Raw genomic sequence first — 11,702 nt, forward strand, 5'->3', positions numbered from 1 at the left:
CAATTCTTAGTTAGAATAACAGCACCTTCTTTAACCACTTAATTTTTTAGTTTTTTAAAAACATTGGCTTCCTAACAATTGTGTTAGCAGGCCCTGACACCTATGGACTCCAGTGGCTCTCCCGGCAAACCTGCCGACCCTTCCCCCCGATGGTCTGATCTGCTTGGTACAGCGATCGCCCTTTTGACCTTGACCATTCCCCTACTGATTATTGGGTATTACTCCGACCGACCTGTCCAGAACCTCGCACCGGATCTCACCTCCTCTGTGTTATTGGAATAATCCTGCGGGCAAAGGAACCGCTTCTGTGTAGAATGCTTGAGGGCGATCGCCTCGCACTTTTTTTAGAGTGTTTTAGGGCCGCCTCAACCCTTTGTTCTGGATATATTTGGAGAAATTACCCGTGGATTTATCTCGGATTCCTGCCCAACCGAAAGCTGGTTTGATTAATGTTTTGATCGAAATCCCCGGCGGCAGCAAAAACAAGTATGAGTTCGATAAGGATATGAATGCCTTTGCCCTCGACCGGGTGCTCTTTTCTTCGGTGAAATATCCCTACGACTATGGCTTTGTGCCCAATACCCTCGCCGATGATGGCGACCCCCTCGATGGGATGGTAATTATGGACGAACCGACCTTCCCCGGTTGTGTCATCGCTGCCCGCCCCATTGGGATGTTGGAAATGATCGACGGTGGCGATCGTGACGAAAAAATTCTCTGTGTTCCCGCCGAAGATCCCCGTTACAACGACATTAAATCCATCAAACAGATCTCTCAGCACCGCCTAGATGAAATTGCCGAATTCTTTGCCTCCTACAAGAACCTGGAGAAAAAAGAAGTGGAAATTTTAGGCTGGAAAGACATCGATGCCGTTGCGCCCCTCGTGGAAGAGTGCGTCAAAGCTTACAAATAGAGTGCTGTAAATTGACAATGTTTAAGGGTGGGCGTGTTCTTATTGGGATGCGCCCCTTGCTTTGGGTTCTAGGCCAAAACACCATGGAGAAAGATGTCAGCGATGCCTTCTGCCATTTCCCGGAGTGATTCTGGGGTGGCGTGGGGGTCAGCGATGGTCACATCAGAAAAGCCGGCGATCGCAAACATCCCCAAAAAGACCTGGGCGACAATGTGGGGGTTCATTTTTCGGTAAATGCCCTTTTCCATGGCCGACTCGAAAAACGCCTCTGCAATACCCGTCATTTTATCGATCACTTCTGCCTGGATTTTTTCCTGGAGTTCTGGGTGGGCTTGGGTTTCAATGAAACAAACCTTGAGCAGATTTTTATTTTTGTGCATATTCAGCATCCGGTGGCGCATCACCTGGGCGATCGCCTTGTAGCTGCCCATCTCACTCATTTCCGTTAAAAAATCCGTGAGGAGATCCATCCAGCCGAGGGTCGCCACTTCCACGAGGATGGTTTTTTTGTTGCTAAAGTGACGAAACAAAGTCCCCTCTGCCACCTGGGCCTTGGCGGCTAATTCCTTCGTTGTGGTTTTTTCGTATCCCTTTTGGGCGAATAACTGTAGTGCCGCCTTTAAAATTCGGTCCCGGGGCTGGTCTGCCGCGCAGTTCTCTGCTAATCCTGTCTTTGGCGATCGCTGCTGAAACATGACCATCTTTCCTACGTCCCATATACAGTATCTAACTACTTTTATTGTGTCTTAGGAGACGAAATCTCCTCCCTTAGCCTTCATAAAACTTGAGGTGCTCCCCCAGAAAATATTGAGAAACATTTAGTGACAGAAAAACAAACTAAGCGGGCAATTCATTATGGAAAATACAGCGAACTATTTTTGTGCCTATTGCGGCGAAGAAAGCATTACTTTTGTGGATCTCAGTGGTGGTTTTTCCCAAAGTTATATCGAAGATTGTCAAGTCTGTTGTCAGCCGAACCGCCTGTTTATTACGGTCGATGAAGAGACCCTAGAAGTGACCATTGAAACTGACATCACCTATTGATCCCCCATATTTCCAAGCAAATGGACGGCCAATTAAACATTAAATTTCCAGTCCCCAGCGATTAATACTGTTTAATTGAAATTTGTCTCCTTTGACCACAAAAAATATTTCAACAACAGCAAAAATACCGCTAACTATTACTATCGTTATTTTCCGAGTTTTGGCGGATTGTAGTGGCGAATTATTTCACTATACTGAAGTGGTGTGCCCGTCTTATTGCCACTATGGATGTCCCAACCAAAAACCAAAGTTCGATACCATCATCTGTCAAGATCTGCCTTAGCAGTGCCTTATTTTTGAGCCTTCCCCTCGCCATTTCCGTGAAAGCCGAAGTTTACCAAGGGATTGATTTTCCCCAGGGGGCCAGCTCCTTTGCAGATCGAGTCGTGAGCTTGGAATACAACGGGGCCACCAATGTTAGTGGTGAATATCGTGACGGCTCCCGCGCCCTGGGCATTCCAGATGGTAACCACGTCTCCCTCGGTAATGCCTCAGATGAAATGAATTCTTCTGCGTTGATTGTGGAGTTTGTAGATAATCGCCTGGTGGACGTGCCAGGGCCAGATCTTTACATTTTTGAAGTGGGGCCAGCGGTGGAGGCCACCAACGTGGCGATTTCTACAGATGGACAGCAATGGTACGAGTTGGGGCGTATTCAAGGCGCTACCCGTTCTGTGGATTTAGCAAGGTTTAATGATTTGCCCCCTGGTGCCCAATATCGCTTCGTGCGCTTACGTGATTATCCCGACTGGCGAACGAGTGGTAGTCCCTACGGTGGCCCAGATATTGATGCCATTGGTGCTATTGGGTCTGTGGCGGCATCGCCGGAACCGGTGCGGGTGCCCCCTGGCAATCGTCCCGATTTGTTTCAGCCTGGGCCTGGGGATACGCTTCAACTGGGTAACAATGCCCAAGCTTGTCGCAACGGCAATGTGACCTTTCAAGCCATTGGCAATCCCCAAGTGTCATTGCGCTTTGAGCCAGCCCAAGGCTTTGTGACTGTCCCCTACATTGGCGTTATTAACCATCAGCAGCGGGGAGAGGTGGCCCGATTTGAATATTCAATTTCGGTGGGCTATCCCAGAGCTAATCTCATTTTGCAAAACAGTACAACGCCGACAGATCCCCCTAGCTTTCCCATTTACTTTTTTGATGCTCGTTTAATGCCGACCTATGGGGACGTGAAATCAGAGTATGCGGTAATCTCAGGGTTTGGCTCCTATGATCATTACTTCAATGTGGAGGGGGGTTCCCGCACAGGAGGCGGAGAAATTGGCGATGTGATGTGGCGTCAACAATGTTCGGGTTAAGACAAGCCGCTAAAGTCGAGGCAGGGGGAGGCGATCGCCTTGGGGATTATCTAATAACAAAATGTGGCGATCGCCATCAATTTTTAGCCAGCCTTGCTGTTGAAATTCCTTAAAAAGTCGGGTGACAGTGACGCGGGTCGTCCCAATGGTATCGGCGAGGTGCTGGTGCGTGAAACGGTAACGGAGCCGGGTGATGGTTGCCTCTGATTTGCCCATTTCGTCCTTGAGGAGCAGCAGCAAAGAAATTAAGCGGTCTTCAATGCGTTTGAGACCGGCGATCGCCAAGAGATATTCGGCTTGACGGAGGCGCTGGAGGGTTTGTTGGAGTAATTCCTGCTGGAGGCTGGGAGACTGTTTCACGGCTTTGGCGGAATGGCGCACCAGACGACTGTCCACAAGGGCGATCGCCTCGATCCCTTCCAGTTTGGTCATAAATGATCCCCAAAAACTGCCCTTTTGCAGCCAACCCAATACCGTCACCGTTCCTTCGGGGGTATGGCTCCGGAGCTGCAACACGCCCCGTTCCACCTGCCAAATATCCTGGGAATAGCGGGGAATCACCTGACCCCGGAGGAAAGAATGGCAAATTTTTTCCGCAGCGTCCATGGGCTTACACAAGTCAAAGGTTGGGCCAATAATAATTGCTGAAAAAGATAATTTTGGTTAAGAAATTATTGAAACTTCGCCCAGGATAAAGGAGGTAGTTAAATAAAATGTAATCGTGAGTTTAAGGTTAATCTTCTGCAAAGCACCAAACCACGAAGAGAACCCCGATCCAAAATATTACTTGTTGACTAAGTTGAACGAGGGAGTTGAACCCCCAGTAGCCATAAATCACAGCAAATTGAGTTGTGACATAGGTTGTAACCAAAAAGAAAGCACTTAGTCCCAATAATAATCCAATCATTTTTCTCGAATTTTTATTTTAAGAAAGCCATGGTCATTATTTAGAATGTAGCATTACCTTGGTGAAAATAGGCGCATTGGAACACCAATCATTCCCCCTAAATTCACAATTAAAATATTGGTAATATCAGAGACAATTTGAGAGACTCGCATCATTTTTGCCCAGAGCCATTAATATTTTTTGCAAAACCCTAAACAGCACTGGCTCTTGATCTTAATTTCTGGGCTTCGGGGCTGGTGAGAATAAGTAGTTTTACTTATCAATAATTGTTGTTGAGAATTAATAGCAAAAGAATTGGATTCGATTTACCAAAACGCTTGTTAAAGCTTTAGCTTAGGTTAGCTCAAAAGATCATGATCCTTTAGGCGGAAAAAACCAGAAAAGCAATAGTGTTTTGATTAGCCTTTCTGATGATCAGCTTTATTTTTGTTCAAACCTTTATGGTTCTTGACTTGACGGCTACTCAAGGACAATTTTCCGTCGCTATAATTAGTAGCTGTTTTAACTTGGTCTTAATTTAGATTAAGGAGTATTTATATTATGTACATCAAACGTTTTCTCTTGGTGGCGATCGCCTCTGTTATGAGCCTTGGCTTCTTAGGTGCTTGCGGCCCTGAGACCACTGCACCCACCGATGAAACCACCACGGAAGAAGTTCCCGCTGAAGGTGAAGTTACCGAAGAAGCTCCCGTTGACGGTGAAGTAACTGAAGAAGAAGTTCCCGCTGAAGGTGAAGCGACTGAAGAAGCACCTGCTGAAGGCGAAGAAACCGCTAACTAATCATTTGGCGATCGCCTAGCACTTGGCTCCTCAATCCCTAGCTGGTTGGGGGGCTTTTTAATGGGTTCGCAAAAGTCAGGGGCGAAAAATCCTAACGGCGCTTAATTGCGGGGAGCATACATCATGACCAAAACCCCGGCGATCGCCAAACCACAGCCCAGCCAATCGTAGTTATCGGGACGAACTTGGTCGATACGCCAGCCCCACAGCAACGACAAGACAATAAAAATACCGCTGTAAGCCGCATAGACCCGACCAAAGTGAGCCGGTTGCAGGGTCGGAATCACGCCGTAAACCATCAGCAGTAGCCAGCCCAAAAGGGCGACGGGTAAACTTTTTCCTTCCCTAAGCCAGAGCCAGACGAGATAACCGCCACCAATTTCAAACAGCCCTGCCAGCACAAAATACAGCAAAGATTTGAGGATGACGCTGGTCATTGGGAAAGCTCCTGGGCAATTTTAATCAGTCGTTTTTCTGTACAAACATAGTCTAAGGGCACGTCCCAGGGATCGTTGGGCAGGGTTGGCACAAAGCAACATTCAAACACAATGCCCACTGTGATGACGGGTTGGGGTAGGGTGGCAAAAAATCGATCATAAAATCCAGCGCCGTAGCCGAGGCGATCGCCCGTTTGACTACAAGCAAGGGCTGGTACTAGCACTAGATCAATGGTTGTCAGATCAATTAAAGGAGCCGTGGCTTCCGGTTCGCGGATGCCAAATTTGCCCGGTATCAGGCGATCGCCCATTTGGTAATGGTGCCAAGCGAGATCGACCCCGACACAACGGGGTAATCCCCAGGTTTTAGGAGCACTCAGTAAGGCTTGTAAACAGGGCTCGCGGTGGTGGGATAGGTAGCCCAAAACTGTTGTGGAATTTTGCCAGAGCAGGCTGTCCTGGAGCTGTTGACAGATGGCGGCATTGGCCTGTTGCCAAGTTGATTCAAGCAGCGATCGCCGCCGTTGTTTAAAGGTTTGTCGTAAGTGGGTTTTTTGATCCATATCCATGGATATACCAGACCCATCACTACCGCTGCAATAGGGTTCTGATAGGCTAGAAAGCGTTTTTGCGGGGGGATCAATTCTTGCTTAGGAAATTCTGGGTCGTTGTGTTAATGGGAAAAGTGACGCCATGATGGAAGCACAGGTACACCAAATCCTGGTGGCGATCGCCCGTGAGCAAAATATTAGCCCCTGGCCCCACCATTTAACCCTGGCCCGGTTAGTGGCGCGGGGATTACGCTTAGGTCGCTCTGCTCTGATTCAAACCAGAACGGGTATCGAAGACTATGCCCTCAGCTATCTGACCCCTGCTCTCTTGAGTTCGGAGCCTGTCACCATCGTTGTTCCCCAGCTATTGTTAACTTGGCTCCAGGCAGAGGAAATCCCTCGCCTACAGCGTTTACTGGGAACCGAGCGCCCCATTTCCATCCTTGAAACCGGAGACCAAACCCAGCCCAGCGCCATTACGCTTTTAACCCCTTCCCAATGGTTTGGAAGAATGACTGGCGATCGCCCCCCGGCCCCCGTGACAACGATTCTTAATCCCGTCGATGAGCTATGGCAGTGGGCCCAAGATTTTTACCGTTGCCAACTGCAACTTGCCGATTGGGAAATGCTCAAGCAACAAAACCCCGGCCAGCAGGATTTTATTCAGGGCCAATATGACCAATTAAAGGCACAACTACTGCGGCGATCGCCGAATCCCTACCATTGCTATCCCCTCGACCCAGACAATCAACGCCGTTTGGCCACCTGTTTTCAACTCCCCCACCTCCCCGCAGCTTGGCGTACCTTTGCGGCTACCTGGCAACACCGTCACCAGTCCCCCCTTTGTTGGGCGCACCTCCACCAACGGGACGGCCGATTTTCTCTCCAAGTAGCTCCCCAGACCCTTAACCAAAGCCTTGCACCCCTCTGGCAACGGCAGCCGACTTTATTGATTGGAAGCTTTCTCGAACCCCAACGAGAAGCCCCCAGCTTTTGTACACAAATTGGCCTCAACCCAGACCAGCTTACTTGCGTAGACTTTGCGCCCCCCCGTCAACAGGATCAAGTGCGCGTTTATCTGCCAGAACAGCGCCTTCCCTTACCCAATACCCCAGAATTCCAAGGGGAACTGTTGCACCAACTGCGTCATCTAATTCGCCGCCACCCTCACCAGAAGCGTCCCATTGTTTTATTGATTAACGACGTGCCCCTCCAGGCACAGATGGGGGCGGCCCTCGCCGCTGAGTTTGGGTCGCGGGTTAAGGTCGAAACAGCAAATCCCCAGGCCGATAGCATTTTGATCTGTGGTTGGGCTTTTTGGCGACGGCTTACGGATCCCTTGTTCTATGGTCAATCCGTGGGCTTCCCGTTACCTCAACTAATGGCGATCGCCACCCTCCCTCTCCCGTCCCTAGAAAATCCTCTAGTGGCAGCCCGCGTCGCCCAATACAAACAAAAACGCCAAGATTGGTTTCGCCTGTACCTACTCCCCACGGCCCTCCAGGAAATGCAACGGGCTACCTATCCCCTCCACCAAGAGCAAAGTGTGATCGCCATTCTCGACAACCGCATCAACCACCGTGCCTACGGTCAACAAATCCTCGATGCCCTCCAGCCCTGTTCTGTGTGTAATTACCTTGAACCCAACTGGTTGGGAAATTAATTTTTGAAGGCTCAAACAAAAGTCAATGCTTTTGTAACGATTTGCAATATTTCGTAAACTTATGTTAAGATTATTAATGTAGACAAACAAAACAGGCAATTTTATGGTTACCAACTTTAATTACAAACCTGAAAATCTCTTCACCCCCGTTATTTTCCGTAAGGACTTTAGCAACGCCACCATTTCCGCGACCCAAGCTTGGTCTCTCTTCTTCTCGGCGGGTCAAGAAGAAAACCTCTTTGGCCAAGAAAAAGAAATTGGTTGGTTCTATAACAATGTGTTGTTAGCCGGTGGTGTCGCCTTTGCCCTCGCCGCAATCTTCTTTAGCGCGCCCCTATCTCCTCTGTTCTAGACCTCCCTAGACTTGTGCTAAAACCTAAACCCCCAAGGCAGCCCCGTGGCTGTCTTTTTGTTATGGTGAAGGCTTGATTCACAACGTAAAGTTAGGTGGCGATGGCTTCTCCGATTCACAGCACGACAAATCCTTGGGATCAGAATTTTCAACCCTACACAGACATTATTGATGTGCGATCGCCAGCGGAATTTGCCGAAGATCATATTCCCGGTGCTGTCAACTTTCCGGTGTTAAATAACGAAGAGCGGGCCTTGGTGGGCACCATCTACACCCAGCGATCGCCCTTTGAAGCCCGTAAAATTGGGGCCGCCCTCGTGTCTAAAAATATTGGCCGTCACTTAGAAACGCATTTTTTAGAAAAACCCAAGGAATTTCACCCCCTCATTTACTGTTGGCGCGGTGGCCAGCGTTCCCACAGTTTCGCGACGGTACTCAGCCAAATCGGTTGGCAAACAACTCTCTTGACCGGGGGCTACAAAACCTATCGCCAGTATGTGCGCCAAGCCCTTGCCCATCTCGGAACGACCCTGTCTTTGCGGGTACTCTGCGGCTATACGGGCAGCGCCAAAACAAAATTACTCCAGGCATTACAGGCAGCACAGTTTCAGGTTTTAGATTTAGAAGCCCTCGCCGCCCACCGGGGATCTCTGTTAGGACAAATGTGGCAAGAAACGCCCCAGCAACAGCCTGCGCAAAAGTGGTTTGAGTCACAACTGGTGGCCCAGCTCCAAGCCTTTGATCCCAGGCGACCGATTTGGGTTGAGTCAGAAAGTAAGACCATTGGCAAAATCCATGTGCCGAAACCCCTCTGGGAAAATATGCGGCGATCGCCTGTGGTGGAAGTGGTTTTACCGATGGCCGAACGGGTTAAGTTACTCATCGCGGAATATCCCCACCTCATCGAACATCCAGCGACCTTGAAACAATTGCTCAGTCACCTCGTACCCAAATATGGCAAGGGCAAAATCCAAGCCTGGTACAACTTAATCGATGCTCAACAATGGCCAGAGTTTGTGGAGGCAATCCTCGAAGCGCATTATGACCCCACCTATCGGCGATCGCTGCCCCACCATTTTCGCCAACCCCAACAAACCATTCACCTCAATGGGTTAAACGCCGCTGACATTCAAAGCTTTATCAAGACTCTTGGCTCAAGGTAATAGAGATTTAATACAGCTAATAAAAATCCCCTGCTGCGGGGATTTGTCACATTTCAAAACGATCTAGATCAAGTCCCAAAAATTAGGGAGTACGCTGTAACGTGGCATTTTCTTCTGGGATAATTGCCCCTTCGACGGGACAAACCTGAATACAAATGCCGCAATCGATGCACACATCAAAATCAATCCAGTACCAATCGGTACCTTTGGCATTTTTACCGGGGCCATCGTGGATACAAGCCACAGGGCAAGCTTCGACACAATCCGCGATGCCTTCGCAAACGTCAGTCACAATGGAATGGGGCAAGGGTTTTTCCTCAAAGATGTACTGCTTGTTGTTACTGTTTGTAACCGATTCCTTGCAAGAAGATCAACGTTTCGCTATTTCTCCCCAAAGGATGCTCCGGAATATTGCTCTTCGCTATGGGGACAGGCGATCGCCCCCAGCCCAAGCCTCAAATTTATCGACTATGCTTAAAACAGCACGCTTGATGACACAGGACTTTAGACTATGGCAGGCTTCAGTGATTTAGTACAAAAGGCCTTTTACCTTGGGGTCGGGGCCGCTTCCCTCGCTGCCGAAAAAGCAGGGGCAACGATCCATGATCTGCGCGAACAGGCCCAGGTCATCGCCGATGAGATGGTGCAAAAAGGGGAGATGAACGCCGAGGAGGCCAAAAAATTTGTCAATGAAATGGTCAAGCAGGCCCAACAGCGAGTGCCCCAAAGCCCAGAAACGACAACAAGCTCCAACAGCGAGACCAAAGAGCCGCGCCGCATTGAAATCCTTGACGATGACGAACCTGAAAACACCGACGCCATGGACGAAGCTGAACGGCTCCGGCGGGAAGTAGAATCTCTCCAAGCAGAGCTGAATAATTTGAAACGGTAACTCACAGGAGGCAGTTCTGGGGTCATGGGAACGGCACGGGGGCCAAAGATGGGATGACTTTAAGGGTTTCGAGGCGGGCGATCGCCAATTCTAATCGCTGTTTTTCTAGCAGAAGGTGATCGCGTTCCTGGGGACGATCGGCAATGACCGGATTAATTTTCACGGTGTCTCCCTCTTTTACCTTGAGGTCATCGAGTTCAGTGAATTTAACTTTGAACGTATAGTGGCTGGGGCTATTGCTGACTTCTTCTACGAGGTCAATTTCCCTCTCCTCCTGTTGGGCGATGGAACCGAGGGTCAACAAAAAGGCACCGAAACTCATAAAAATCACTATCACTGAGAACAGATAGCGGACAGGTTCACTGGGCTTGAGTTTTTGTGCGGCAAAATTCAGCATCATTTTCTGGTGTAAGACAAAAAATACCCTCTCCGGCTTTCAGCCACCTCCCCCAAGGGAGGATAATTGGTCGCAGAGTGTATCAAAAAAGATGCAATAGTCGATGTGGGTAATCTGGAGGCAATAAAATGACGAACAATCAGCATATTGGTTCTTCCTTGGATGACCTGTTAGAGGAAGATGGCATTTTGGCTGAAGTCAATGCTTTAGCTCTCAAGCGGGTATTGGCTTGGCAACTGAGCCAGGAAATGGAACGACAAGGTTTGAGTCGTTCTCAGATGGCAGCTTCGATGAAGACGAGCCGTTCTTCCCTGCAAAGATTACTAGATCCTGAAAATACCTCGGTGACGTTGAAAACCATGGAAAAAGCAGCGGCGATCGTTGGGAAGCGACTACGGATTGAGTTAGATGATATTCAGGAGCCTGCAAATAGTTGATCTGTTACTTGAAGATCAACAAAAAATAAGCAGAAAGTTTAGAATTTGATTAATATATTTTTCCCGGTAGTACTAAAGGGGTAATGAGGAATTGTAGTGATGGATGAAATTCCACAATAGTCCAATGTGATTAAATACACACTTGGAGAAGGCTAGACTGCGTCTCACAAACCGTGACATCCTTTGCCTCACAGTACAATTAAAGCGCTCAATATAACTGGTTTTACCACTCTGTTTGCTAACCACCCGATGACGCTTTGAAGGGAATACGCCACGGTAGGCTTCCCACTCATCCGTGTAGAAGACTCCACATTGCCGATATACCCCAGGCAATGACGCCCACAGTGCTTTTGCACTCTCTCGACCACGGCAACCAACGTGCAGACCAATAATTTCCCGGGTTTGAACGTCAAGGGCCAGCCAGACCCACTGTTTATTGCCTTTGTGGTCAACAAAAGACCAGAGTTCGTCACACTGCACCTTTAAAGACCCCTTTTTTTGGGGACAACCTTGGCCCTTCTTGGTACTTGTGCTGCTTTCATATTGACGTAATTTTGCAGCCATTGTTCAGAAACTTGAACAGCTCTGGCGATGCCGGCCATCGAAATACGTTCGAAAAGCAGACGGTCAATCAGAGCGCGGGTTTCAGCATCAATGAGTTTATTGGTGGGATGTTCCACGAATTGACGACCGCATTGCTTGCAGAGAAAGCGCTGTTTACCGTTGTGGATGTGCCCATTTTTGACTGTATGTTGGGATTGACAGCTGGGACATTGAGGCATGGGTCGGAGTCAATGACTTCCGTTCTACCTTAACAAAACCGTCATTACCCTTTTAGTACCACCTTTTTCCCTAA

Annotated in this window: 17 protein-coding genes; 10 read left to right on the plus strand and 7 right to left on the minus strand. The window is 48.8% G+C overall.

The window, feature by feature from the left end; translation table 11 throughout:
- Positions 1-102 precede the first annotated feature (102 nt).
- A complete protein-coding gene (locus AWQ22_RS06275; RefSeq protein WP_030006310.1) occupies positions 103-282 on the plus strand; it encodes a hypothetical protein in 180 nt (59 codons plus the stop codon).
- Between the two features lie 121 nt (positions 283-403).
- A complete protein-coding gene (locus AWQ22_RS06280) occupies positions 404-913 on the plus strand; it encodes an inorganic diphosphatase (RefSeq protein WP_030006311.1) in 510 nt (169 codons plus the stop codon).
- Between the two features lie 68 nt (positions 914-981).
- Here AWQ22_RS06280 and AWQ22_RS06285 read toward each other — a convergent pair whose 3' ends face one another.
- Positions 982-1,608 carry a TetR/AcrR family transcriptional regulator gene (locus AWQ22_RS06285; protein ID WP_012306850.1) on the minus strand — a complete coding sequence of 209 codons (627 nt, stop codon included), beginning with the start codon at positions 1,606-1,608 and terminating at the stop codon, positions 982-984.
- A gap of 160 nt (positions 1,609-1,768) precedes the next feature.
- Between AWQ22_RS06285 and AWQ22_RS06290 the strand changes: the two genes are divergently transcribed.
- On the plus strand, positions 1,769-1,957 hold the full coding sequence (locus tag AWQ22_RS06290) for a CPXCG motif-containing cysteine-rich protein (RefSeq protein WP_012306851.1): 189 nt from the start codon (positions 1,769-1,771) through the stop codon (positions 1,955-1,957).
- A 296-nt stretch (positions 1,958-2,253) separates the two neighbouring features.
- On the plus strand, positions 2,254-3,267 hold the full coding sequence (locus tag AWQ22_RS06295) for a hypothetical protein (RefSeq protein ID WP_157094589.1): 1,014 nt from the start codon (positions 2,254-2,256) through the stop codon (positions 3,265-3,267).
- Positions 3,268-3,276: 9 nt separating this feature from the next.
- On the opposite strand, the gene AWQ22_RS06300 is transcribed toward AWQ22_RS06295, so the two are convergent.
- Positions 3,277-3,873: a Crp/Fnr family transcriptional regulator gene (locus AWQ22_RS06300; RefSeq protein ID WP_065710522.1), complete on the minus strand. Its 597-nt coding sequence runs from the start codon at positions 3,871-3,873 to the stop codon at positions 3,277-3,279.
- A gap of 841 nt (positions 3,874-4,714) precedes the next feature.
- Here AWQ22_RS06300 and AWQ22_RS06305 point away from each other — a divergent pair.
- Entirely contained in the window at positions 4,715-4,954 is a 240-nt protein-coding gene (locus tag AWQ22_RS06305; RefSeq protein ID WP_030006316.1) for a hypothetical protein, read from the plus strand.
- 101 nt (positions 4,955-5,055) lie between these two features.
- Here AWQ22_RS06305 and AWQ22_RS06310 read toward each other — a convergent pair whose 3' ends face one another.
- Positions 5,056-5,391, minus strand: a complete 336-nt coding sequence (locus AWQ22_RS06310; protein WP_065710523.1) for a YnfA family protein — start codon at positions 5,389-5,391, stop codon at positions 5,056-5,058.
- Complete coding sequence (locus tag AWQ22_RS06315; RefSeq protein WP_232321515.1) at positions 5,388-5,960, minus strand: 5-formyltetrahydrofolate cyclo-ligase; 573 nt, start codon at positions 5,958-5,960, stop codon at positions 5,388-5,390. Before AWQ22_RS06315 ends, AWQ22_RS06310 begins: the two co-directional genes overlap by 4 nt.
- Positions 5,961-6,084: 124 nt before the next feature.
- Between AWQ22_RS06315 and AWQ22_RS06320 the strand changes: the two genes are divergently transcribed.
- The 3 genes from AWQ22_RS06320 to mnmH all read left to right on the plus strand — a co-directional run bounded on the left by AWQ22_RS06320 (position 6,085) and on the right by mnmH (position 9,120).
- Positions 6,085-7,605, plus strand: a complete 1,521-nt coding sequence (locus AWQ22_RS06320) for a helicase C-terminal domain-containing protein (RefSeq protein ID WP_065710524.1) — start codon at positions 6,085-6,087, stop codon at positions 7,603-7,605.
- Positions 7,606-7,708: 103 nt separating this feature from the next.
- A complete protein-coding gene (locus AWQ22_RS06325) occupies positions 7,709-7,957 on the plus strand; it encodes a hypothetical protein (protein ID WP_012306858.1) in 249 nt (82 codons plus the stop codon).
- 101 nt (positions 7,958-8,058) lie between these two features.
- On the plus strand, positions 8,059-9,120 hold the full coding sequence (mnmH, locus tag AWQ22_RS06330) for a tRNA 2-selenouridine(34) synthase MnmH (protein WP_065710525.1): 1,062 nt from the start codon (positions 8,059-8,061) through the stop codon (positions 9,118-9,120).
- A gap of 82 nt (positions 9,121-9,202) precedes the next feature.
- Here the strand turns inward: mnmH and AWQ22_RS06335 are convergent, their stop codons facing one another.
- Positions 9,203-9,427, minus strand: coding sequence for a ferredoxin family protein (locus AWQ22_RS06335; RefSeq protein ID WP_012306860.1), 225 nt, complete (start codon positions 9,425-9,427; stop codon positions 9,203-9,205).
- 204 nt (positions 9,428-9,631) lie between these two features.
- On the opposite strand from AWQ22_RS06335, the gene AWQ22_RS06340 reads away from it, so the two are divergent.
- Entirely contained in the window at positions 9,632-10,012 is a 381-nt protein-coding gene (locus AWQ22_RS06340) for a phasin family protein (RefSeq protein ID WP_012306861.1), read from the plus strand.
- Positions 10,013-10,034: 22 nt separating this feature from the next.
- Here AWQ22_RS06340 and AWQ22_RS06345 read toward each other — a convergent pair whose 3' ends face one another.
- On the minus strand, positions 10,035-10,412 hold the full coding sequence (locus tag AWQ22_RS06345; protein WP_157094590.1) for a hypothetical protein: 378 nt from the start codon (positions 10,410-10,412) through the stop codon (positions 10,035-10,037).
- Between the two features lie 125 nt (positions 10,413-10,537).
- Between AWQ22_RS06345 and AWQ22_RS06350 the strand changes: the two genes are divergently transcribed.
- Entirely contained in the window at positions 10,538-10,846 is a 309-nt protein-coding gene (locus AWQ22_RS06350; RefSeq protein ID WP_065710527.1) for an XRE family transcriptional regulator, read from the plus strand.
- 72 nt (positions 10,847-10,918) lie between these two features.
- On the opposite strand, the gene AWQ22_RS16550 is transcribed toward AWQ22_RS06350, so the two are convergent.
- Positions 10,919-11,628, minus strand: a protein-coding gene (locus AWQ22_RS16550) for an IS1 family transposase (RefSeq protein WP_397428282.1) whose coding sequence is annotated in 2 segments (ribosomal slippage) — positions 10,919-11,343 and positions 11,343-11,628 — 711 coding nt in all. Because the reading frame shifts where the segments join, the coding sequence is not laid out codon by codon here.
- Positions 11,629-11,702 lie beyond the last annotated feature (74 nt).

Source organism: Picosynechococcus sp. PCC 7117 (assembly GCF_001693275.1).
Lineage (GTDB): Bacteria > Cyanobacteriota > Cyanobacteriia > Cyanobacteriales > MRBY01 > MRBY01.